Below are 21,398 nucleotides of genomic sequence, written 5' to 3'. Positions count from 1 at the left end.
TCAGAGCCATCCATGCTGCTGAGCAACTTGGGCGGCCTGGAGCTTGGATCCGGTGCCCGTCTTGCCGATCGCGCTGGAGAGGTAGTTGCGCACGGTTCCCGCCGACAGGTGCAACTGGGCGGCGATCTCGATGACGGGCGCACCTGTCATCGCCAGCCGCAACACGTCTCGTTCCCGGCCGGTCAGCGGGTTGCCTCCCGCGGTCAGACTCTCGGTAGCGAGCGTCGGGTCGATCACCCGCAGTCCGGCGTGGACCCGACGGACCGCATCGGCGAGGTCCGCCGATGGGGTGTCTTTGACGACGAACCCCGAGGCGCCGGCCTCGACGGCTCGGCGCAGGTATCCGGGTCTGCCGAACGTCGTCACGATCAGGGTTCGGACGCTCGGCAGTTCACGCCGCAGGATGCTCGCCACTTCGATTCCGTCGATACCGGGCATCTCGATGTCGAGCAGGCAGACGTCGCAGGCGTGGGCCCGGGCCTGTTCGAGCACTTCGTCGCCCCGGCCCACCTCGGCGACCACGGTCAGATCCGACTCCAGGTTGAGCAGTGCCGCCAGGGCTCCGCGCACCAGAGCCTGATCGTCGGCGAGCAGCAGTCTGATCTCACTCAATCGGAGCCTCCTCGTTCGACCGACACCCGCACAGCCGTGCCGTCCCGGGTTTCGAGGACCAGTACACCGCCGACCGACTCCACCCGCTCCCTCAGTCCACGCAAACCGTTGCCGATACCTCCCCCGGCCTGGCCGACACCGTCGTCGACCACGCAGATCATGGTGGGCGAGAGGGTGACCCGACATGACGTCGCCATCGAGTGGCGGACGACGTTGGTGATGGCCTCACGCAGCGCCCAGGCAAACAGGGTGCGGTTCTCGAGGTGGACGACGGTGGTGTCCACCGGGAGTTCGGGGATGATCTGCGCGGCGGTCAAAGCAGTACGCGCCGAGAGTAACTCGGAATCGAGGTCGGGAGAACGCAAGCCGCCCACGGTTGTCCGAACCGCGGCGAGCGCCTCGCGTGAGATCCGGAGCAGGTCGGCGATCTCGACCTTGGCGGCAGCGTGATCGACATCGACCAGCCGGCCGGCGAGTTCGGCCTTGATCGTCATGACGGTCAGCGAATGACCGAGTATGTCGTGGACATCGCGCGCCACCCGTTCCCGTTCCCCGATGACGGCGAGTTGTTCGTCGAGCCGACGGGCAGCCGCGGCGGCTTCTCCCCGGAGTTCTTCCCTGGTTCGGAGCATCCGCACCGTCAGCAACACCGGGCCGATCACCAACAACATCAACACGATTCCGGTGTCGATCTGCCAGTCGCCGAGCACTTCGGGCACCAGCACGGCGGCGCCCATCAGTAGTACGCATATCGCGACGGCGGCCGGCAGGGGAAAGGCGAAGGCCGCCAACGCCATCAGATAGGGCGCCAGCGCAAAGACCTCTTCGTGCAGGATGGTCGTCAATGTGCCCGCGATGGCGCCCAGCACCACGAAGCCGGTGAGCGCGGCCCAACGGCATGTGCCGGCGGCGCGGTCCAGGTCGATGATGACGTACACGCAGGACAACAGATAGCCCAGCGCGAAGACGCTCAGGGCGACGATTCCGTAGATCCGCTCGGCAACACTCAGCGATGACGACGTCACGATCTCCGCGATGGGATACGCCAGAAACAACAACCACACCGCTGCGAACGGCCAACGCCCGTCGCGCCAGGCCCGCAACCAGTCATTCGTCAGTCTCGACATCGGATTGTCCTACCGAGACAGCGATCTGGCCGGGCCGACGCGGTGCGGACGGTCAACGAGACCATCCGCACCGAGAGACCAGATCTTCAGCCCAGCGGCAGTATTCAGATATCGCTGTCGGCCTGGTAGACGGTCAGAGCCGGACGGCCTGCCAGCAACGGTCCGAGATCGGTGATCGCACCCTCGCCCGCCCGGAACTCCCGGTATTTCGCATCGTGCTCGGCGGATGCCCAGCGTTCAACGGCCAGAAAGTGAGCTGGGTCGGCCTGATCGATCAGCACCTCGACTCCCTCGCATCCGTCGAATGCCCTGGTTTCTGCGAGAACCCGCTTCATCACGGTCCTGGCATCGTCGAGGGATTCGGCCTTGAACTTGAGATCGAGAAGTGCGATCAATGACATGTTGATGTCTCCGCTTTCTGATGGATGTAATTGTTGCCCACTTGAACTTACCTACTGGCACCTATTGGCGTGTGGTGCTTTTGCGGTAGAAGTGGATCGCGGCGTATCCGAAGATGGCGGCCCACACCACGATGTTGGCGAAAACCACGAGCAACGAGATGTGATCGCCGTCCGCGGTCTCGCCGCCGGTGAGTGGATAGTTCGCCAGTGTCCCGATCCCGAACATCGGGGTGAACATCGCGAACGTGAGCATTGCACCCTTGAGAGGGAGGAACAGTCCGCCCGCAAAGGCCAGCAGGGTCAGGACGCCACCGAGCACCTGAGTCGCCGCGTCGCTACGCAAGGCAAATCCGACGGCCAAACCGAAAGCCGCGAACAGCGACGATCCGAGCCAACCGAGCAGAATCGAGAGAATCCACAGCCCCACCGGCGCTTTGGCACCGGTGAAGACACCGACCACCGAGAGCAGAGCCAGTGGCATCGCAGCCACCGCCAGGGAAACGATGACCTTCGACAGCACGTAGCCCGCCGAAGTCAGCGGAGTCATCAACAGTGTTCGGGTCCACCCGGCCTGCTGCTCGATTGCAACCGATGCAGCTGTGGTTGTGGTGGCCAGGATCGCACCGTAGACCGCCATGTGGATCAGCACGTAGGCGGCGGTGTTCGCGCTACCGATCTTGTCACTGCTGTCCGACGAGGTTGCACCGAAGATCACATACATCAGAGTCGGAATCGCGATGGTGAACATCAGCGCTCGCCGGTTCCGCAGTAGCCGCTGCAGGTCGAGGCTTATGTAGGTCAGGGAAAAACCGCGCAGGATTCCACCGACGGGTGGAGTGAGGGTGGTCATCTGTTGATCCTCTCGGAGTTCTGCGGGTTTTCGCTGGTGAGCGCCACAAAGGCGTCTTCGAGATTGTGTGAGTTGATCTCGACGTCGCGCGCACCGGTTTCGGTGAGGAGATATCGGGCGAGGACATCAGAATCCTGGGTACGCAGGAAAACTCGGCCCCCTCGCTCAGAAACATCGCTCACATCAGGAAATGCTGCCCGCGTACGGGCCATGTCGTCTGTGCCGAGCACCGCCGAAACGCTACGGCCACTGGCCTGCGCCCGGATGCTCGCGGCAGAACCGTCGGCAACAATCCGGCCGTGGGCCATCATCACGATGCGGTCGGCGAAATCGTCGGCTTCCTCGAGGTAATGGGTCGCAAACACCACGGTTCGCCCATTCTTGGCATCGGCTCGCATCGTGGCCCAGAATGTGCGGCGCGATTCGACATCCATTCCGGCGGTGGGCTCGTCGAGAACGATCAGATCCGGGTCCGGCAAGAGTGCCAACGCGAACTTCAATCGCTGTTGTTCACCGCCAGAACATTTAGAGACCTTGCGCTCGGCAATAGCGGTGAGCCCCGCCCGTTCCATCACCTGGTTGTACGAGCTCACACCGAAAGAAGCTGCGACAACCCGTACGGTTTCGGCAACAGTGAAATCGGGGAGTAGCCCACCGGTTTGCATCACCGCGGCAATTCGTCCGCTGCCTGCGGCGACGGACGGTTTGAGGCCGAAGATGCTGATGTCACCCGACTGCGGTCGGGACAGTCCGAGGATCATGTCGATGGTGCTGGTTTTACCCGCCCCATTGGGGCCGAGAAAAGCCACCACCTCCCCGGCATTGATCCGCAGATCAACCCCATCGACGGCTCGCACTGGCCCGCCGGAAGACGTGAAGGACTTTGTCAGTCCACGCAATTCAATCGCTATTGTGCTCATGAGTTGATCCTCCGCCGCTTTCGGCGGGGCCTCACCCGTTCGATGTCACCAATCCGATATGACAAATGTCATTGCGCGAGAGCAACTCCCGAATCTTTTCAATTTATTGTTGTTAGCGATTATAAAACGGCGACCTTCTTGGCGCTCCCCCGGCCGTCCACGATTTACTTATTCGCATGAAGATATCCAGAACGGTCGCGGGTGCCATCGGATTCATCGGTGTGGTCGCAGTGACGGTTGCGTGTTCCGACGCGAATTCGTCGCCCGCTTCCACGCCCCCCTCTACTGCGGAGTTACTCAGCGACATCACCGTTCACCGGATTGCATATGACAACTCACCCAGTGCCGATCCCGACCAGAACTGGGGCGATCTCTATCTACCGGCCGGCGAGCAGGCGGTTGATTCGATACCTCTTGTCGTACTGATCCATGGCGGCTCGTGGAAGTCGCAGCTCGACGCCCAGACAATGCGCCCATACGCCCTTGACCTGGCAGAACGTGGCATGGCGGTCTACAACATCGAATACCGCCGCGTCGGCTCCGGCGGCGGTTGGCCCACCACCTTCACCGATGTCGCCAACGCGCTCGACTTCGTGCCGAACATCGACAAACAGTTCCCGCAGATCACCGTCGACGACGAGCTCGTGGTCGGCCACAGTGCCGGCGCGCAACTGGCGACGTGGGCAGGTACCCGAAACCAGCTGAACGTCAACGAGGTCGGCCACAGTCCGAAGTTTCGGCCGACCAGGGTGGTGTCCTTGGCCGGCCCGGTCGACATGGTCTATGCAGCCAACCACGGCAACGACCGGATCGTGACCGTACTGGGCGGGACGCCGCGAGAGGTTCCCGATCGGTACGCCTCCGTCGACCCGATCCAGAACATCGACGTCACCATGCCGGTGGTCGCGGTCCACGGCACAGCCGACACCCTCGTGCCACCGATCCTGTCGGAGCGGTACATCGAAGAGGTCGACCGCCGTGGCGGCATCGGCGAACTGGTCCTGCTGAAGGGCGAAGACCACGTATCCATCGTGAGTTCCGATTCGCCGGAGTACGACCACATCCTCGATATCATCACCGATTCCTCAGAGATGACCATCGCCGAACTCGACGAGTCATACGCGGACTAGACCGGAAATCGGTGCGATGGTGCTGCCGCCCGGCCCCTCCGGGCGACAGCACATCGCTCGTTTCACACTGTGGAGTTGTCAAAGACACCCGCGCGGTCCCGGCGAGAAGACCGGGTGCGCCAAGGGAAGTCAGTAGTTCAGGTCAGGCGGGTCAGGCTGCCAGGGTCAGGGTGCGTCGGTTGTAGGCCGGTAGGGGTCTTCGTTGGGGGTCGATATCGGCCGGCGGGATCATCCACGGGTGTCCGTCGGAGCCCATGATCACGTCCCAGCCGGTGTTGTGGACGGCCATATGGCAGGTGCGGCACAACAGGCATCCGTTCTCGAGTGTGGTCGCGCCGCCGTCCACGAAGTGCACGATGTGGTGGCAGTCCGACCAGCTGGCATGGCCGCCGCATTTCACGCAGCAGGCGTCGCGGATGATGATCGCTTTGCGGACCAACCCAGTGAACAGCCGTTTGGGTGGACTCAGATCGATGGGGACTTCCTCTCCGTCCAGGGTGACCGACGTGATCGCCGAATCACACGCCAACGCAGCAGCGGTCGCCTCGGTGACCGGACCCATCCAGGGCAGGGTGGCGGCCTCGGGATGATCGGCGGGCACGGTCACCATCACCTCGGTCCGCGGCGCTGACACCAACGTTTGTCCACCACCGCCGCAGTCGAGCAGTTGGTGCAGTGCGTCCGCGCGGCGTTGGGTTGGGGACCGCGGATCATCCGAGCCGTCGGGTTCGGGACGTGCCCGGGACCAGCGATCCAACGCCGAGTGCAACTTCTCTCCGATCACCGCATCCACATCGAACGTGCCGACACAGCGGCCCTCACGGACTTTGTATTCGAGACTGTTCAACGACCGGTCTTCGGCCGGCGGCGGCCCACCGGTATCTGCGGCGACCTCGTTGCCCAGTGCCCGGGCTGCGGCGCTGATCTCCGCCGGTGGTGCTCCGGAGATGGGCTGGTTCAACAGTTTTCGCTCGAACCCGACCTGCTCCTCGGCGGTGACCTGATCCTCGGACCGCCCGACAACATGGGCGACACCTTTGACCACCGCGTCCACGTGCTCGGACGACAGGAATCCGTCGCGCGAATATCCGGCCGTACGATCCAGACCCGCCAAACCCGGCCCGATCCGCAGCCATCGGTATGCAGATGCCGGCGCCGCACCATTGGCTTGCAACAACTTTGACGTCGTCGACCCGGACTTACGGGCGATCCCCGACTCGTCGATCACCGCCGCACACACCGCCAGCCGATGTTCGGTGGTGTTACGCAGAGTGATCAGATCCTTCACCACCCCCACCACAGCGTTCGCATCGTCGGGTATCGGTAAGTCGACCAGATCGTCGACCATCTCGAGAACTTGCATGGCACAGCACCTTCCAACGGGAACACGAACCGGGAACGTCGGGCGGGGTGTGTCTGCGGGGAAGGCGTCAGATACGTGATGCGTGCGGCCGATTGACTCCACTGTACCCATTCGAATACATGTTCGCAAGGGTTTCTTCTCGAGGTCCAGTGAGTTCGACGACCGAGTTATAGTGCGTCGCAACAGGTTCCGGATACAGGCCCCGATACATCAACCAACTTCATCCCCGACAGACGCCGCCGAGGGCATACTTCCCTCCACGCCTTACCCCCGGGACAAACTTGGCGATTCGATCCTCTACGCCACCTTCGAAGGCCCGATCCAGTCCCGAGACGATTCGATATGCACTGGCCCGCATCTGAACTGTTCCGTTCGTCTCGTCCGCCGCAGGAATCACATACCGACAGACCACCGGCCAGTAGTACTTGGCCTCGAACGAAGCGCGCAGCAATTCCGAACGCGCGAAATCAGGTCAAGTCCTGCTCGCGCTGCGGACAGCCTGGCCCCTGACTGACCCGTCCCCGTTGATGGTGGCGATCACGGAGTCGTTCACTCGCGTACCCACCCGAGAACATCGCCCACATTCGGTCCCCACATGGGCCACCAAGGGAAGATCTCCCTCCACGCCCACTCCCGGGGACGAAGTTGGCGACCAAGTGACCCGAAGCAGCATTTCGATCACCTTCTCCGGTTCGGAGATCATCAGATCGTGGCCGGCGCCGAGGGTTCGCGGTGCAGACGATGTGCGACTGTGAGATCTTGCGCGTCGATGATTCGTTGTGCAACAACAACTTCTGCTCGAAACAAGCCCACGGGTGCGGGGTCAGTTTCGGTTGCATCCAGGCGAGTGGGCATGGCGGATGCCCGACCAAGGCAGTAGCGTGCAGAGCATCGGCGATTGGTTCGCACAGACAGTCCGGTCGATCGTCGACAGGTCAGAGGCGTAGGCAGCCTGGCCACCAACGAGTACACAGGAGCGCAGTGATGGACAAGAACGTGCTGGTGATCATCGGTGTCGGCGGGATGGGTCTGGCAGTCGCCCGCAGACAAGGCCCGGGCAAGCACATCCTGCTCGCGGACTTCAACACCGATACTCTTGCTGCCGCAGCCAGAACCCTCACAGACGAAGGCCACTCGGTGACCACCCAGCAGGTCGACGTCGGGACGCCGGAATCGGTGGCGTCCCTGGCCGACACCGCAGCCTCACTCGGGGCCGTCACCGAGGTGGTCCACACCGCCGGACTTTCACCCACACAAGCGGATTCGGAGTCCATCCTCAAAGTGGACCTCCTCGGCGTCGCACTGTCGCTCGACGCCTTCGGGCAGATCATCGCTCCCGGTGGTGCCGGTGTGGTGATCTCGAGCATGGCCGGGTACCTCGGAGGCGGGGGCCTCGACGGAGAGCAGGAGAAGGCTCTTGCCCGCACCCCGACCACCGAGCTCTTGCAACTTCCGTTCCTCAGCACCGATGTGGATCCGGGTCTGAACTACTCCATTGCCAAGCGCGCCAACACTCTTCGCGTGCAGGCAGCGAGCGGACAGTGGGGTGCACGCGGAGCCCGCATCAACTCAGTCAGCCCCGGCGTCATTTCCACCGCCATGGGTCAGCAGGAACTCGCCGGCGAAAGCGGCGCTGGTATGCGCATGATGGTCGACCTCTCGGCCACCAAACGGCTCGGTACCCCCGACGACATCGCTGCCGCCGTCGCGTTCCTGCTCGGCCCCGGGGCGACATTCATCAGCGGTATCGACCTCCTCGTCGACGGTGGCGCCGTCGCAGCCGTGAAGTCGATGTAGCAGCCGCCAGTCCCTCCGCCGACCGTGCCCTAGTTGCCGTCGACCGTGCCAAAGATGCTCAAGCCGCCGAGTTTTCGGCCCGCTCGACGGTGATTTCGGCCCGCTCGACGGTGATTTCGGCCCGCTCGACGGGGGGGTTCAGGGGTCTGTCGACCGGGCCCACTCGGTGACGAAATCCCGGAATCGAGATGCCGCCGGACTCATCGCGCTGTCGCGTTTCCAGATCAGCCCCACCTCGCGGGATGTCTCCTCACCGACGAACGGGATGAGCACCACCCCCGGGGGCAGCTGCGGATTGCCCTCGACCGGAAGGATCGAGACCCCCAACCCGGCGGCCACCAAACCGGCAACTGTCCCGAGCTCGGTGGTCTCGAAGGTGATGTTGGGCCGAAAATCTGCGTCGGCGCAGAGTTCTTCGAGAATCCGCCGCATCCCGTAACCCTGCGCCACCGTGATGAACGACTCCTCACTCGCCTCCACAACGGCTATCTCGTCGCGCACCGCCAGCGGGTGGTCCGCGGGCACCGCCAGCGCCAACCGCTGGCGCATGATCGGCGACCACCCGACCTCGGTGGTGAGCGGACGCGGCGACACGATGGCCATGTCCGCCGGCCCGGTGAGCACCCGCTCGATCACCGGATCGGCGGCGCCCTGCGTGAGAGTGAATGACACCCTCGACGACCGTTCGCGGCGGAAGTCACCAATCAGGCTCGGTACCAGCCAGACTCCGAACGAATGAAGAAACGCCAGGTCGATGGACCCTTCGACCGGGTCGGCCAGTTGGGCGATCTCATACCGTGCGGTGTCCATCTCGGCCACCGCGCGACGGAGATGGCGAAGGTAGATCTCGCCGAACGCATTGAGTTGGAGCCGTTTGGCATGCCGGTCGAACAGCGCCACCCCGACCTCACGCTCGAGGCGGCCGAGCATGCGCGACAGTGTCGGCTGGGCCAGATGGAGTCGACGGGCCGCGGCCGAGACATTCTCCATCTCGGCGAGCGTGACGAACCAGTCCGCTGTCATCGGTGCTCCTTATGCAGTTTGCGCATTAGTGAACATCATATGATTCATTTCCTATTTGGATCGACCCCATGGAACCGTAGACACAGTGAGCGCATCCGACACATTCGCCCCACAGTCCGCCGGCTACCGCCTCGGCGAACCGGGTTATCGGCGAGCCTCGCTCGCCCTTTTCTCAGCCGGCATGGCGACCTTCATGACCCTCTACTACGTGCAGGGGCTGCTCCCGATCTTCTCGGAGCACTACCGCGTCTCACCGGCCACGTCTGCTCTGGCCATCTCGGTCTGCACCGGCCTGCTGGCCGTCGCCATCATTCCGGCCAGTGTGTTGTCCGAACGCTTCGGACGGGTGCGGGTGATGTCGATATCAGCGGTGAGCGCCGCCCTGCTCGGACTCGTGCTGCCCTGGAGTCCCACCTTCGAGGTCTTGCTCGCCGGCCGGGCGATCCAGGGTTTGCTGTGTGCGGGCGTACCCGCCGTCGCGATGGCGTACCTCGCCGAGGAGATCGACGGGCGGTCACTGGGCACAGCGATGGGAACCTACGTCGCAGGCAACACGATCGGCGGCTTGGCCGGACGGATGATCCCCACCCTGGCGATCGACATCACCGCCTGGCAGTGGGCGCTCCAGTTGACGTCTCTGGTGGCCCTGGGCTTCGCGGTGGCGTTCATCAAATTGGTACCCGGATCGAGCAATTTTGTTCCCCAACGTGTTTCGCCCCGGACAACGCTACGCAACCTGGCCGGCCACGTGCGTGACACACCACTGCTCTGCCTGTTCGGTCTGGCGTTCGTCCTGATGGGCGGATTCGTCACCATCTACAACTTCCTCGGATATCGGTTGATCGCCGGCCCTTTCAACCTGCCGGTGACCCTGGCCGGGCTGGTCTTCATGCTGTATCTGTCCGGAACGATCTCGTCCGCCGTCGCCGGCCGCATGTCCGACGCCTGGGGTCGGCGTCGGGTGCTCATCGTCGCCATCAGCGTCATGATCACCGGCCTGGCACTGAGCCTGCCCGATTGGTTGCCGACCGTCCTGGTCGGCATATCCCTGTTCACAGCAGGCTTTTTCGCGGCGCACTCGGTGGCGAGCAGCTGGGTCGGGGCGCGCGCCACACAACACCGCGCAGAAGCATCATCGCTCTATGTACTCGGCTACTACCTCGGGGCATCCGTGGTGGGCGCGCTCGGGGGTCTCGCATACACCGTCGCCGGATGGGTGGGTGTGGCCGGATATGTTGCCGCATTCCTACTCGTCGGCGTCATCCTCACAGTGGTGCTGGTCCGATCAGTGTCTGCCGTGCCAGAGCTGCGATCAGGTCTGTCTGGGTGACGATGCCCGCCAGCATCCTGCCGTCGAGGACCGGGACTGCGGCGCAATCACTTTCGGACAGCATCGGCAGCAATGCAGCGACCGGCGTGGTCGGTGAGGCGACGGCCGGTTCGACCGCCATGAGGTCACGCGCCCTGATGACCTCTCCGCGGCGATCGGCCCACCGCAACGTCGGCTTCCCGAATCCACCGCGCGCCTCGGGATCCTGGAGGCGGACGATCAAATGGATCTGAAAGACGACCCCGAGGAACACACCGCGATCGTCGACGACCGGAAGTGACGTGAACCCGTGCAGCCGAAACAGTTCCGCCAGATCGTCCAGTGTTGCCTCCGGCGGCACCGTCACCAGGTCCCGGGACATCACGTCGTCGGCCGTCAATGGTCCGGTTCGGTGCGTCGCGGCCTGCAATTCCGCCGCACCGATCAGCCGGGCCAGGTCGGCGACACCGAGGTTCAGGGTCTGCCGGTAGTGCTGGAGGATCCCGGACAGTTCGTCCTCGCTGAGTCCGAGTCGCTCCGCGGGAGGTGGAGCGGCATCGAACTGCCGCAGCGGATAGTGCCTTCCGGTCATGCGTCCATAGGCGGCTGCGAGAACCACGAGTAGGACGGTACCGACCGCCACCGGCACGAGGGCGAACCGGAAACCCAGCGCCTCAACAGCATCCGGAGACAACGCGGCCGTCATCGCGACCGCACCGGCGGGCGGATGCACAGCACGTACCAGGACCATCGCGGCCACGGCCAAGCCGACAGACAGAGCGACCCGCAACGTCGCATCGGACACGACCATCGTCACGGCCACACCGACAATCGCCGAAACCGTGTTCCCGACCACCGCTGACCACGGTTGCGCCAGTGGACTACTCGGGGCGGCGAACACCAGGACCGCGGTCGCACCGAACGGAGCGATCATGTAGAGCCCGAGTTCGGGATCGACGCCCGGAATCAGGAGCAACAACCCGACCACACCGAGGCCGGTCAGGACACCGAAGCCCGCACGAAAGATCTCGCGCGGCTGTCCCGTGGCAGTGGCGGGGCCCAGACCGCGGATCACCGAACGGAAACCGGCGGATGTGGGACCTGCCACGCAGCGACCAGTACCCACTCTCGAGCTTCCTCCCGAACAGGGTGCAACCCTTGCCATGCGCCGCCACGGCGTCGCCTTCGTCGGCAGAATATGTGACCGGCCTCAGACCTGTTCGCCCGCCCCGGAGATCGTGATCATCGGAGCCTGCGACCAGGGGCCACCCTCTCCCCCAGTGCCACCCGTACGTTCTTGGCCACTTTGACGTCCATGCCGACGATGGTGATCTTCTCACTCGGTACGGGACGGCTACGTGGGCGTCCGCCGACCGCAGCCCCCTCCCCGATGACCACCCGCTCATCAATGATCGACCAGTCGACCGTCGCGTTTGTTTTGACGATGCTGTCGGCGAAGACGATCGAGTCGAACACTTTCGCCCCCCGCTCGATCACCACTCCTGGCCCGATGACACTGCGCCGCACCTCGCCGAACACCTTCGCCCCGCCGCTGATCATGCTGTCGACCACCTCGGCGCCGTCGGCGATCCGGGCGGCGGGGCGTTGCGGCTGGCGGGTCAGGATCGGCCACCGCGCATCCGCCAGATCGATGGTGCCGTCGATGAGGTCGTGGTGGGCCTGCATGTAGGTTTCGGGGCGGCCGGCGTCGATCCAGTATCCCGGCATCCGATGCACGACGGTCTTGCCCCGATCGACGAACCATGGAACCAGGTGTTCGCCGAAGTCTCCCAGACCGGTGTCGCCCTCGTCGGACCCTTCTTTGGTGCGAGAGATCAACTCTTCCAACGCTTCCACGAGCACCTTCGGGTCGTATACGAAGATCTCGGCCGCGATGACGCTGGTCGTGGGCCGGTCGGGCTTGTACGCGAACCCGGTGACCGTGCCGTCTGCGCGGGCGGTCACCGTGGCATGCGCACCGGCTTCTTCGCGCGTGCAGGTCGTCGTGACAACGGTGCATTCCGCGCCGGCGTCCCGATGGGTGTGCAGCGCATCTTCGAGATCGAACGAGTAGACGTGATCGGCACTCATGACGATCACTTCTCCCGGCGCCCGCTCGGCGATCTGGCCGCGGATCCGATAGAGAAGGTCGGCGTTGCCGGTGGCGAAACCGTCCTCGGTGGCGTCGTCGCTCGTCTGTTGCGGGAGCACGAACCGGAGTCCCCCGGACGTGCGGTCGAGGTCCCATGGGCGACCGCCCGCAACCTCATCGAGCAGCGAATGTGCCTCGTACTGAACGCACAACCAGACTTCGTCGATTCCGCTGCGGTGCAACGTCGACAGCGGGAAGTCGATCAACTGATAATTTCCGCCGAATGGCAGTGCGGGTTTGGCCCGGCTCTCGGTCAGCACATCCATCCGGGAACCCTTGCCGCCGGCCTGCACGATCGCCACCACTTCTGATCTGCTCATACGGATCAGTGTGCCCACACTGCCCGAATCCGACACACCGCCCCCGGCGATCAGGTGACGTCGGCTCCCGTCCGCGGCGGACAGGCGTCGAGCCAGGTGTTCTCGGCTTCGTCGAACACCCGGGAGCGGGCCAGGAAACGAACACCTTCCGGTGCTTCCAGGCTGAACCCGGCGCCGCGACCGGGCACCACGTCGAGGATCAGCTGGGTGTGTTTCCACAGTTCGTACTGGTCGCCCTGAATCCAGACCCGCACCGCCGGAAGCGGTTCGGGGAGCTCGATCTCACCCAGCAGCACATCTCGACTGCCGACACGAAACTCCCCTGCCGGGTAACACATGGGCGCACTGCCGTCACAACATCCACCGGACTGGTGGATCATGAGGCCGCCGTGGAGCTCCGACAACTTGGTCAACAGCTCCACGGCGGAATCAGTCGCGACAACTCGATCAGCAGGAGTCATCACAGATCACTTTCTGACGAAATTGCTTGTCGCGCTTGGTCATGCCTGACGGGTCAGAAGAAGCCCTTGGCATCCTGAGCGTAACCCACCAGCAGGTTCTTGGTCTGCTGGTAGTGCTCGAGCATCATCAGGTGATTCTCGCGGCCGATGCCGGACTGCTTGTAGCCGCCGAACGCCGCGTGTGCCGGGTAGTCGTGATAGGTGTTGGTCCACACCCGACCGGCCTGGATCTCGCGTCCCGCCCGGTAGGCGGTGGCGCCGTCGCGTGTCCACACACCGGCACCGAGACCGTAGAGCGTGTCGTTGGCGATCGACATCGCATCGGCGTAGTCGGAGAACTTGGTCACCGACAGCACCGGACCGAAGATCTCCTCCTGGAAGATCCGCATCCGGTTGGTTCCGGCGAAGATGGTCGGCTGGATGTAGTATCCGCCGGCGAGATCGCCTTCGAGCGTGACGGTTTCACCACCGGTCAAGACCTCGGCGCCTTCTTCTTTGCCGATCGCCAGGTACGAGGCGATCTTCTCGAACTGATCATTCGAGGCCTGCGCACCCATCATGGTGTCGGTGTCGAGCGGGTTGCCCTGCTTGATCTTCTTCGTCCGCTCCACCGCGAGGTCGATGAAGTCGTCGTAGATCGATTCCTGGATCAGCGCCCGACTCGGGCACGTGCACACCTCGCCCTGGTTGAGGGCGAACATGGTGAAGCCTTCCAGCGCGCGGTTCCGGAAACCGTCGTCCTGCGCCATCACGTCGGCGAAGAAGATGTTGGGGCTCTTTCCGCCGAGCTCCAGGGTCACCGGGATGATGTTCTCCGAGGCGTACTGCATGATCAGGCGTCCGGTGGTGGTCTCACCGGTGAACGCGATCTTGCGGATGCGGTTGCTCGAGGCCAGCGGCTTGCCCGCCTCCACACCGAATCCGTTGACGATGTTCAGCACACCGGCGGGCAGCAGGTCCTTGATCAGGTCGACGAGGAACAGGATCGAGGCGGGCGTCTGCTCGGCCGGCTTGAGGACCACCGCGTTGCCCGCGGCCAGCGCCGGAGCCAGCTTCCACACGGCCATCAGGATCGGGAAGTTCCACGGGATGATCTGGCCGACAACGCCCAGTGGCTCGTGGAAGTGATAGGCGACAGTGTCTTCGTCGATCTGGGAGAGCGAACCCTGCTGAGCGCGCAACGCGCCGGCGAAGTAGCGGAAGTGATCGATGGCCAGCGGAATGTCGGCGGCAAGGGTTTCGCGAACGGCCTTACCGTTGTCCCACGACTCGGCGACGGCGATCTTCTCGAGGTTCTCTTCCATGCGGTCCGCGATGCGGAGCAGGGCCAGCGAACGCTCGGCAACCGACGTCTTGCCCCAGCCGGGAGCGGCCTTGTGGGCGGCATCGAGTGCGAGGTCGATGTCCTCGGATGTCGACCGGGCGACCTCACAGAACGTCTTGCCGGTGACCGGCGACGGGTTCTCGAAGTACTGCCCCTTGACCGGTGGCGTCCACTGGCCGCCGATCCAGTTCTCGTACCGTGATTCGTAGTTCATCACGGCGCCGGGTGTTCCGGGGTTGGCATAAACGGTCATGCTGAGCTCCTCATTCGCCTAGTTGCCTATGGGTGACCAGACGCGCGGCGTTCGACCACCCATGTGACCTGAGACACAGGGTACGAGTGCTTCCGTTGCATCCGGGTTGCAACGACGATCTTCGGTGCTCAGAGCCCCTTTTCCTTCGGCGGGGCTACTGTGATGCAGTGATCCGCCACTCAGCGCGTACCGAATGCTGGGGGTTTGCGATCGGGTCGACACTCTTCGCAGTGGGCTCGGCACCGGGATTCGCCGAGTGGGCCGGGTCGGCGGTGACCAACAGCTCGTTCTTCGTCGGCTCCTGGTTCTTCACGTTCGCCGCGTTCGTCCAGCTGCAACTCTGCGGGCGATTGCGCGGTGCCGCGAAACCCATCAGCGGGTCGCAACGGACCGGACGAGACGTCCACATCTCCGAATGGTCATCCGCGGCGGTGCAGGTGGCCGGCACCGTTGCCTTCAACGTCAGTACCGGCGCCGCCTTTGCGGTGCACTCGATCGTCGACATGGACCGATACGTCTGGCGGCCGGACGTCTACGGCTCTATCGCCTTCCTCGTCAGCTCGGGGCTCGCGGTCTTTGCTGTTCGCCTCTACCGGCGCCGCGACGAACCCGATGCACCCGGTTGGTCGGCGACGATCCTGAACACCGTCGGCTCGGTCGCGTTCGGCTTCTCCGCGGTCGGTGCATACGTGGACGCCTCCGGTGAACCGATCAAGCCACTGCTCGACCAGGGCGGCACCTTCATCGGCGCCCTGTGCTTCCTGGCCGCATCCCTCATCTCTCTGCCGCGAGGCACAGCGTCTCTGCCGCGAGGCACAGCGCCGGCGTCGCAGTGACCTCCCCACGCCGCGCCCGCAGCATCATCGCGCACACGTTAGCGTGATCGACGATGAGTGATCTCGATCCGCGCCACAGCCTGCCGCCCCTGTCCGCCGTCCTCGAATCGATGGCGGCCTCCCTCGGTGCCGCCGACCTCGACAACCACCTCAAGATGGTGCCCGCGCACTCCGCGACGCTGTTGCTGATCGACGGGCTCGGTGCGGAACTCGTTGCCGCGCATCCACGCGATGCGCCCCACCTCAACGCCGCAGCACTGGACAACTCCACCACCGTGGCGGCCGGGTTTCCCGCCACCACCGCGGTCAGTCTGACGAGCCTGTCCACCGGACGCGCGGCGGGCACACACGGCATCTTCGGGTACACGTTCCGCGCCGGTGCCGGTGGACTCAAACCGGAAGCGCCGATCCTCAACTCCCTGCGCTGGTGCGTCCACGGCCACCACGACCACGGACTGACGAAGACGGTCGTCCCCGAGGAGTTTCAGCCCACCGCAACGATCTTCGAGAAATGCCGGGCGCAGGGTTTCACCACCCGGCAGATCGTGCCCGCGATCCATATCGACTCCGGGTTGTCGCGGGCAGCGCTCCGCGGGGCCGACAAGATGATCGCGGCCGAGCACCTCGCCGATCTGCGGGCCGCCATCCTCACCGAGATGTCCACGTCCGCAGCCACCCTCGGTTACGCCTACTACGGCGGACTCGACCTGGCCGGACACATCGACGGTCCCGGTTCGGATTCCTGGCGCGAACAGCTGCGCCTGATCGACACCATGGTCGGCCGGCTAGCCGAGCAGCTGCCGGCGGGCCGGGCCCTGGTGATCACCGGCGATCACGGCATGATCAACACCACGCAGGGGCGTTTCGACATCGACCTGCACCCCGAACTCACCGCGGGCACCACCGCCATCGCCGGCGAGGCCCGGGTACGCCACGTGTATGCCGAAGCCGGTGCCGCAGCCGATGTCCAGACCGCCTGGCAGAGCATGCTCGCCGACCGGGCGACCGTGCTGACCCGGGACGACGCGATCGATGCCGGCTGGTTCGGTTCCTCGGTCCGTGGCAATGTCCGCGTTCGGATCGGTGACGTGGTGGCGGCCGCCCGCGGCGACACCGCCATGATCCGTTCGGTGGTCGAGCCTTTCGAGTCCAAGCTTGTCGGCAACCACGGTTCGTGGGACAGTGCCGAACAACTCGTTCCCGCGATCGTGATCCGAGGCCGCGGCCGATAGACGGAGAGGTGCAGGCCGATGGCGATGAAACCGGCGGCCGCACTGCTGGCGGCCGGGCACGTGGTCCCCTCGGCAGCGGTGACGTTGCTGACCGCGGCGCTCGGTGTGGCCATCGGTCTCGACATCGGTTCCCTGGCCGTGTTGACGGTGGCCCTGTTCAGCGGTCAGCTCCTGATCGGCTGGAGCAACGATCTGATCGATCTCGACCGGGACCGGCAGGTCGGTCGGGCCGAGAAACCGCTGGTGTCCGGCGATCTGAGTCCGGCCACCGCGAGGACAGCCGTCGCGGCCGCGGCCGTCATCTGCGTGGTGGCCTCGATGGCATGCGGTCTCGCGGCCGGAACGGTGCACCTGGTCTTCGGTGTCGGCTCCGCCCTTGCGTACAACTTCGGACTCAAGGCGACGGTGATGTCATGGCTGCCCTACTTCGTCGCCTTCGGTTCACTGCCCGTGATCGTCACGTTGACCGCGGATCCGAATGAGCTACCGCCGCTGTGGATGATCGTGGTCAGCGGTCTGCTCGGGGTCGGGGGCCACCTGCTCAACGTCGCACCCGACCTCGGCGACGACGACGCCACCGGCGTTCGGGGACTTCCGCACATCCTGGGCGCCCGACGCATCCCGTACGTCGCAGCGGCCCTGCTCGTCGGTGCAACGGCCATCGCGGTGATCGCGAATTCTCAGCTGCTGTGGATGTGGGCGGGCCTGGCGGTGGTGGTTGTCGTGGCACTGGCGACGATGCGGGGACCGGGCCGCGTTCCGCTGTACGGCGCCATGGCCATCGCCGCAGTCGACGTCGTCATGCTGGTGCTGGCCTGACGGCATTTCCACGGCGAGAAGAAGTGAACCCGCGGTAGCCCTGGATGTTTCGCCCGCCGGTGACAACAGCCGTGCTCACGCCCATGTCAGGGAACCGGTTCGATGACGGCGTCCATGCTTGCCGCACCGGTGTCCGGTACCCGGGGTTGGTGCCATGCCTCGATCGGGAAAGACACGTTGATCAACGAATACGTGAGCAGCAGAAGCCGATACGCGTCGTCGGGCAGGTCGTCGAGGGGAAAGGTGTCGAGGTACTCGGCTGCCTCGCCGAGGCGCGGAAACGCAGCGTCATAGAAATCCTGGAGCTCGACCATCGTGCTCGACAGTCGTTTTGCGTAACGGTCACCCTCGGATTGCAGTGCCCAGTCGGCAAAGGGCTCCAGATCGGCGAAGGCAGCGGGAAGTGTGTCGGACATGGTTTCGGACTCCTGAGATCGCTACTGATGGACCGCTGGTGCAGGTGCCGGCTCGGCGCGGCGGCGAACTTCCTCGACGTAGCGCTGCGCCGACGAATGCAGGTGTCGCAGAAGCACTTCCTGATCGTTGAGGGGAAAGCGTGACACCGCTCGCGTCTCGAGCATGGTCTGGGTCGCTTCCAGGGTGTTGCAGTCCTGCAGGCTGAACTCCTTGAACGTGACCGCCGCCAACTCCTGACGCATGCGGTCCGAGGCCGTGACCGGCGGTGCCATGTAGAGCGTGCCCTCGAAGATGTGCTCGTTGTATGCGGTCGGCCAGTAGTGATAGGTCAGGTACCACCCCGGTTCCCAGACGACGATCATGAAGTTCGGGAAGAAGACGTACGAGTCCAGACCCCAGGACCTGTGTTTGGTGGGGTTGAGTCCTGATGGCAGTGAGGCGAGTTCGGGAATGTCGGGCTTGTCCCATGGACCGAAGTTGCCGCTCCGCAGAACGCGTTCGGTCGGCTTCACCATCATCGGATCTTTGGGCGGTGCCATGCCGCCCCACGATGACACCATGCCGTGAGGGCCGTCGATGTCATAGTGAAGCGCCTCGAATCCGTAGCTCATCAGCTTCTTCGATTCGTCGGACACATACTGTTTCGAGTGCAGTACCGGCGCGTGATAGAACTCGGCGAACGCATCGATGTACAGCTTCCAGTTGCTCCGCACATGCGACCGGAACTTGTATACCTGGGTCAGTTTGCCGAAGGGATATCCCTTCATGCCGGCAGCGAACCTGCCGAGATAGTCGTCCAAGGTCCGCGTGTCGTCATCATCGAAGTTGACGAAGACAAAGCCCTCCCAGATCCCGACTTGCACTGGGGTCAAACCATCTTCGATGTCGTGGGGGTCGAAGGTCGGCTGCCGCAGAAATGCACACCGAGCGCCGAGGGCGTACCTCCAGGCACGTAGCACGCCGTCGGCGCCGCGGACGACAACAACCGATGCGCGGACCGCGTCGATGGGCTTGGTGAAATACGAGCCGGCCGTCTGCGCCTGCTCGACCCTTCCGACGTTGAGCCACGAATGACCGAAGACGGCCTCGCGCTCGATTTCGAAGTAGTCGGCACTGATCGAGTCGTCATACGACATCGGTCCGGTGTCGATACCGAAGTGCTCGGTCCAGCTTCCCTCTGGCGGTTTCGGAAAATGTGCCATGCGTGGGGTGTCCTTCCCGACATCGCCAGATGACGACGGATCTGTTGTGCAACAGGCGAAATAAGCTCGACAACAAGGCTCGGCCGTCCGTCACCAAGGACTGTCAATAATATGACCGGCGGTCAAGTTAGCGGTTTCCGTAGAATATGGACCGGCGGTCAACTTGTCAACCAATAGGGTGCACACATGAGTCAGCAGGGTTTGCGGCGCGAGCGAAGCGATGCCGCCCGCAATCGACGCGCCATCCTGGACACGACGGACCGACTACTTGCCCAATACGGTGCCGCCAACCTCTCCATCGACCAGATCGCAGCGGCCGCGGGAGTCGGAAAGGGCACCATCTTCCATCGCTTCGGCAGCCGAGCGGGGCTGATGCGAGAACTGGTGGTCGAGCGCGCCCAGACTCTTCGTCAGACCGTGACCGACGGGCCGCCCCCGCTGGGTCCGGGCGCCCCCGCCGCCGACCGGCTCCTGGCGTTCTTCGACGCCATGTTCTCGCTGATCGTGGACAACGTCGAGCTCATGATCGCGTACGACAACGCGACGTCCCATTCCGAAGCGGAAGAGATCAACGCCTTCTGGCATCGCCACATCGCCCAGCTGCTCGCCGAGGCCAGACCAGACGTCGATGCCCCGGTCCTGGCGCGGGTACTGCTGAGCACTCTCGACCCCGATGTCGTCCTCGAACATATTCGGACCGATCACACCGACCGGCTCGCGGCAGCAATCCACAGCTTGGTCGCCGCGGTTGTTGCACAGGGTGATTGATCTGCCAGACGCATGGTGCCCGGTGTTGTGCGTCCGAGGTTTGAATCGCCCGGCAGTCGGGCAGACTCGAAGGCATGGAGACGATCGAGTACGCACCGGGCCGGTCGGTCGACGTGTTCGGTACACCGGATGACCAGGCAGTATTGCTCTGGCACGGAATGCAGACCGACGCCCGCGCTGCGGTGCGGCCGCTTGCCGAACTCGTGGCGGACCGCGGCTTTCATGTCATCGCACCCGACTGGAACTCGCACGCCACGGACAACGGCCGGGCGGATCTGCTCGCCTCCGCGCACTTCGCGGCGAACCACGGCGCAGGGAGCGAGGGCCTCATCCTGGTCGGATGGTCCCTCGGGGGCCTGGCGGCTGCGGGTTTGACCATCCACGCCGGCGACTTCGATCTCCGGATCCTTCGGACGATCTGCCTGGCCGGTGCGTTCATGGCCACGGATCCGATCACCGGAGAGCACTTACCGACAGAACCCCCGGCTTCGGCGCAGCAGGTGCCGTTCACCCTGTTGCACGGAATGCGCGACGACGCCGTGCCGCCGGCCGCAAGCCAGGAGTTCGCTGCCAGGCTCGAGAAGTGGGGGTGGCCCGTCGAACTGATCGAACTCGACGCCGATCACGGGTCGATCGCCGGCGCCGCCTATGACGCCGCAGCCGATCGCTATGTCGCAACCGACGATCCCGAGTCGCTGGCGCACGCCGCCGAGGTCGCGGCGTGGATCACCAGATGACGGCGATGCCCGCGGCCAGCAGTGACAACGCCCCGACGGCATAGAACAGCGGCCGCGGGACGGGCTCGCCGGTACGCCGTTGGCGCGCGCTCCCGATCCCCAGAACTGCACCGAGCACCACCAGGATCACCAGCTTGACGCCGATTTTCGGGTAGTTCAGATCGATCCCCGCAGGCCACGGCGCAGCCAGTGCCACACCGGTCAGGAGTGAGAGCAGAATCCCGTACTCCATCACCCGGGTGGTCCGGAATCGACGAGCGGCCGCCTCGGCCACCCAGGCACCGAAGGTGACTGCGAAACCGACGATGTGCAGAAGTATTACGACGTTGCGTAGTAGATCCATGG

General features: G+C 64.3%; 22 protein-coding genes. 8 read left to right on the top strand and 14 right to left on the bottom strand.

The genetic code is table 11. The features are described 5' to 3' along the window. The 5 genes from AC51GT_RS10790 to AC51GT_RS10770 form a co-directional block, all read right to left on the bottom strand. Positions 1 to 612 carry a response regulator transcription factor gene (locus tag AC51GT_RS10790; RefSeq protein WP_496324490.1) on the bottom strand — a complete coding sequence of 204 codons (612 nt, stop codon included), beginning with the start codon at positions 610 to 612 and terminating at the stop codon, positions 1 to 3. Next, positions 609 to 1,739, bottom strand: coding sequence for a sensor histidine kinase (locus AC51GT_RS10785; RefSeq protein WP_496324489.1), 1,131 nt, complete (start codon positions 1,737 to 1,739; stop codon positions 609 to 611). The genes AC51GT_RS10790 and AC51GT_RS10785 overlap by 4 nt, the downstream gene beginning before the upstream one ends. 104 nt (positions 1,740 to 1,843) lie before the next feature. Next, positions 1,844 to 2,140 (bottom strand): putative quinol monooxygenase, encoded by a 297-nt coding sequence (locus tag AC51GT_RS10780; protein WP_496328745.1) that lies wholly within the window; start codon positions 2,138 to 2,140, stop codon positions 1,844 to 1,846. 61 nt (positions 2,141 to 2,201) lie between these two features. Next, positions 2,202 to 2,990 (bottom strand): ABC transporter permease, encoded by a 789-nt coding sequence (locus AC51GT_RS10775; RefSeq protein WP_496328744.1) that lies wholly within the window; start codon positions 2,988 to 2,990, stop codon positions 2,202 to 2,204. Continuing rightward, positions 2,987 to 3,910 (bottom strand): ABC transporter ATP-binding protein, encoded by a 924-nt coding sequence (locus AC51GT_RS10770; protein WP_496324487.1) that lies wholly within the window; start codon positions 3,908 to 3,910, stop codon positions 2,987 to 2,989. The genes AC51GT_RS10775 and AC51GT_RS10770 overlap by 4 nt, the downstream gene beginning before the upstream one ends. A 176-nt stretch (positions 3,911 to 4,086) precedes the next feature. Between AC51GT_RS10770 and AC51GT_RS10765 the strand changes: the two genes are divergently transcribed. Then, on the top strand, positions 4,087 to 5,040 hold the full coding sequence (locus tag AC51GT_RS10765; protein WP_496328743.1) for an alpha/beta hydrolase family protein: 954 nt from the start codon (positions 4,087 to 4,089) through the stop codon (positions 5,038 to 5,040). A 151-nt stretch (positions 5,041 to 5,191) separates the two neighbouring features. Here AC51GT_RS10765 and AC51GT_RS10760 read toward each other — a convergent pair whose 3' ends face one another. Beyond that, entirely contained in the window at positions 5,192 to 6,403 is a 1,212-nt protein-coding gene (locus AC51GT_RS10760; protein ID WP_496328742.1) for an HNH endonuclease, read from the bottom strand. A 984-nt stretch (positions 6,404 to 7,387) separates the two neighbouring features. Here AC51GT_RS10760 and AC51GT_RS10755 point away from each other — a divergent pair. After that, positions 7,388 to 8,200: an SDR family oxidoreductase gene (locus AC51GT_RS10755; protein ID WP_496328741.1), complete on the top strand. Its 813-nt coding sequence runs from the start codon at positions 7,388 to 7,390 to the stop codon at positions 8,198 to 8,200. Positions 8,201 to 8,338: 138 nt separating this feature from the next. Here AC51GT_RS10755 and AC51GT_RS10750 read toward each other — a convergent pair whose 3' ends face one another. After that, complete coding sequence (locus tag AC51GT_RS10750) at positions 8,339 to 9,223, bottom strand: LysR family transcriptional regulator (protein WP_496328740.1); 885 nt, start codon at positions 9,221 to 9,223, stop codon at positions 8,339 to 8,341. Between the two features lie 85 nt (positions 9,224 to 9,308). On the opposite strand from AC51GT_RS10750, the gene AC51GT_RS10745 reads away from it, so the two are divergent. Further along, positions 9,309 to 10,553: an MFS transporter gene (locus tag AC51GT_RS10745; RefSeq protein WP_496324482.1), complete on the top strand. Its 1,245-nt coding sequence runs from the start codon at positions 9,309 to 9,311 to the stop codon at positions 10,551 to 10,553. Here the strand turns inward: AC51GT_RS10745 and AC51GT_RS10740 are convergent. The 4 genes from AC51GT_RS10740 to exaC all read right to left on the bottom strand — a co-directional run bounded on the left by AC51GT_RS10740 (position 10,489) and on the right by exaC (position 15,042). Beyond that, positions 10,489 to 11,640 (bottom strand): HPP family protein, encoded by a 1,152-nt coding sequence (locus AC51GT_RS10740; protein WP_496324481.1) that lies wholly within the window; start codon positions 11,638 to 11,640, stop codon positions 10,489 to 10,491. The two genes, AC51GT_RS10745 and AC51GT_RS10740, sit on opposite strands and share 65 nt — an antisense overlap. Before the next feature lie 134 nt (positions 11,641 to 11,774). Beyond that, entirely contained in the window at positions 11,775 to 13,004 is a 1,230-nt protein-coding gene (locus AC51GT_RS10735) for a glucose-1-phosphate adenylyltransferase family protein (RefSeq protein WP_496328739.1), read from the bottom strand. Between the two features lie 50 nt (positions 13,005 to 13,054). Further along, positions 13,055 to 13,465, bottom strand: a complete 411-nt coding sequence (locus AC51GT_RS10730) for a DUF779 domain-containing protein (RefSeq protein ID WP_496324479.1) — start codon at positions 13,463 to 13,465, stop codon at positions 13,055 to 13,057. A 53-nt stretch (positions 13,466 to 13,518) separates the two neighbouring features. Then, a complete protein-coding gene (gene exaC, locus AC51GT_RS10725) occupies positions 13,519 to 15,042 on the bottom strand; it encodes an acetaldehyde dehydrogenase ExaC (RefSeq protein ID WP_496324478.1) in 1,524 nt (507 codons plus the stop codon). A 230-nt stretch (positions 15,043 to 15,272) separates the two neighbouring features. Here exaC and AC51GT_RS10720 point away from each other — a divergent pair, with 230 nt between their 5' ends. Genes AC51GT_RS10720 through AC51GT_RS10710 form a run of 3 tightly spaced genes read left to right on the top strand, consistent with a single transcriptional unit; the run spans position 15,273 to position 17,929 of the window. After that, on the top strand, positions 15,273 to 15,878 hold the full coding sequence (locus AC51GT_RS10720; protein ID WP_496328738.1) for a hypothetical protein: 606 nt from the start codon (positions 15,273 to 15,275) through the stop codon (positions 15,876 to 15,878). A gap of 53 nt (positions 15,879 to 15,931) precedes the next feature. Then, complete coding sequence (locus AC51GT_RS10715; protein WP_496324476.1) at positions 15,932 to 17,110, top strand: alkaline phosphatase family protein; 1,179 nt, start codon at positions 15,932 to 15,934, stop codon at positions 17,108 to 17,110. Positions 17,111 to 17,128: 18 nt separating this feature from the next. Next, a complete protein-coding gene (locus AC51GT_RS10710; RefSeq protein WP_496328737.1) occupies positions 17,129 to 17,929 on the top strand; it encodes a UbiA family prenyltransferase in 801 nt (266 codons plus the stop codon). A gap of 86 nt (positions 17,930 to 18,015) precedes the next feature. Here the strand turns inward: AC51GT_RS10710 and AC51GT_RS10705 are convergent, their stop codons facing one another. Continuing rightward, on the bottom strand, positions 18,016 to 18,345 hold the full coding sequence (locus AC51GT_RS10705) for a hypothetical protein (RefSeq protein ID WP_496324474.1): 330 nt from the start codon (positions 18,343 to 18,345) through the stop codon (positions 18,016 to 18,018). Between the two features lie 21 nt (positions 18,346 to 18,366). Next, the gene (locus AC51GT_RS10700) at positions 18,367 to 19,548 is read right to left on the bottom strand and encodes an aromatic ring-hydroxylating dioxygenase subunit alpha (RefSeq protein ID WP_496328736.1); all 1,182 of its coding nucleotides are present in this window, start codon (positions 19,546 to 19,548) and stop codon (positions 18,367 to 18,369) included. Positions 19,549 to 19,734: 186 nt separating this feature from the next. Between AC51GT_RS10700 and AC51GT_RS10695 the strand changes: the two genes are divergently transcribed. Both AC51GT_RS10695 and AC51GT_RS10690 read left to right on the top strand, forming a co-directional pair. After that, positions 19,735 to 20,316 (top strand): TetR/AcrR family transcriptional regulator, encoded by a 582-nt coding sequence (locus AC51GT_RS10695; RefSeq protein ID WP_496328735.1) that lies wholly within the window; start codon positions 19,735 to 19,737, stop codon positions 20,314 to 20,316. 74 nt (positions 20,317 to 20,390) lie between these two features. Continuing rightward, positions 20,391 to 21,053, top strand: coding sequence for an alpha/beta hydrolase family protein (locus AC51GT_RS10690; RefSeq protein ID WP_496328734.1), 663 nt, complete (start codon positions 20,391 to 20,393; stop codon positions 21,051 to 21,053). On the opposite strand, the gene AC51GT_RS10685 is transcribed toward AC51GT_RS10690, so the two are convergent. Then, positions 21,043 to 21,396 carry a Fe-S protein gene (locus AC51GT_RS10685; RefSeq protein ID WP_496324470.1) on the bottom strand — a complete coding sequence of 118 codons (354 nt, stop codon included), beginning with the start codon at positions 21,394 to 21,396 and terminating at the stop codon, positions 21,043 to 21,045. The two genes, AC51GT_RS10690 and AC51GT_RS10685, sit on opposite strands and share 11 nt — an antisense overlap. Positions 21,397 to 21,398: the final 2 nt, after the last annotated feature.

The organism is Williamsia sp. z34 (genome assembly GCF_059553395.1).
This window is presented reverse-complemented; position numbering and strand designations above follow the sequence as displayed.

Coding starts and splice junctions, on each gene's coding strand:
- AC51GT_RS10700 (WP_496328736.1), bottom strand. CDS start 19,548: ATGGCACATTTTCCGAAACCGCCAGAGGGAAGCTGGACCGAGCACTTC.
- AC51GT_RS10690 (WP_496328734.1), top strand. CDS start 20,391: ATGGAGACGATCGAGTACGCACCGGGCCGGTCGGTCGACGTGTTCGGT.
- AC51GT_RS10705 (WP_496324474.1), bottom strand. CDS start 18,345: ATGTCCGACACACTTCCCGCTGCCTTCGCCGATCTGGAGCCCTTTGCC.
- AC51GT_RS10785 (WP_496324489.1), bottom strand. CDS start 1,739: ATGTCGAGACTGACGAATGACTGGTTGCGGGCCTGGCGCGACGGGCGT.
- AC51GT_RS10775 (WP_496328744.1), bottom strand. CDS start 2,990: ATGACCACCCTCACTCCACCCGTCGGTGGAATCCTGCGCGGTTTTTCC.
- AC51GT_RS10710 (WP_496328737.1), top strand. CDS start 17,129: ATGGCGATGAAACCGGCGGCCGCACTGCTGGCGGCCGGGCACGTGGTC.
- AC51GT_RS10750 (WP_496328740.1), bottom strand. CDS start 9,223: ATGACAGCGGACTGGTTCGTCACGCTCGCCGAGATGGAGAATGTCTCG.
- AC51GT_RS10730 (WP_496324479.1), bottom strand. CDS start 13,465: ATGACTCCTGCTGATCGAGTTGTCGCGACTGATTCCGCCGTGGAGCTG.
- AC51GT_RS10715 (WP_496324476.1), top strand. CDS start 15,932: ATGAGTGATCTCGATCCGCGCCACAGCCTGCCGCCCCTGTCCGCCGTC.
- AC51GT_RS10735 (WP_496328739.1), bottom strand. CDS start 13,004: ATGAGCAGATCAGAAGTGGTGGCGATCGTGCAGGCCGGCGGCAAGGGT.
- exaC (WP_496324478.1), bottom strand. CDS start 15,042: ATGACCGTTTATGCCAACCCCGGAACACCCGGCGCCGTGATGAACTAC.
- AC51GT_RS10755 (WP_496328741.1), top strand. CDS start 7,388: ATGGACAAGAACGTGCTGGTGATCATCGGTGTCGGCGGGATGGGTCTG.
- AC51GT_RS10685 (WP_496324470.1), bottom strand. CDS start 21,396: ATGGATCTACTACGCAACGTCGTAATACTTCTGCACATCGTCGGTTTC.
- AC51GT_RS10780 (WP_496328745.1), bottom strand. CDS start 2,140: ATGTCATTGATCGCACTTCTCGATCTCAAGTTCAAGGCCGAATCCCTC.
- AC51GT_RS10760 (WP_496328742.1), bottom strand. CDS start 6,403: ATGCAAGTTCTCGAGATGGTCGACGATCTGGTCGACTTACCGATACCC.
- AC51GT_RS10770 (WP_496324487.1), bottom strand. CDS start 3,910: ATGAGCACAATAGCGATTGAATTGCGTGGACTGACAAAGTCCTTCACG.
- AC51GT_RS10765 (WP_496328743.1), top strand. CDS start 4,087: ATGAAGATATCCAGAACGGTCGCGGGTGCCATCGGATTCATCGGTGTG.
- AC51GT_RS10695 (WP_496328735.1), top strand. CDS start 19,735: ATGAGTCAGCAGGGTTTGCGGCGCGAGCGAAGCGATGCCGCCCGCAAT.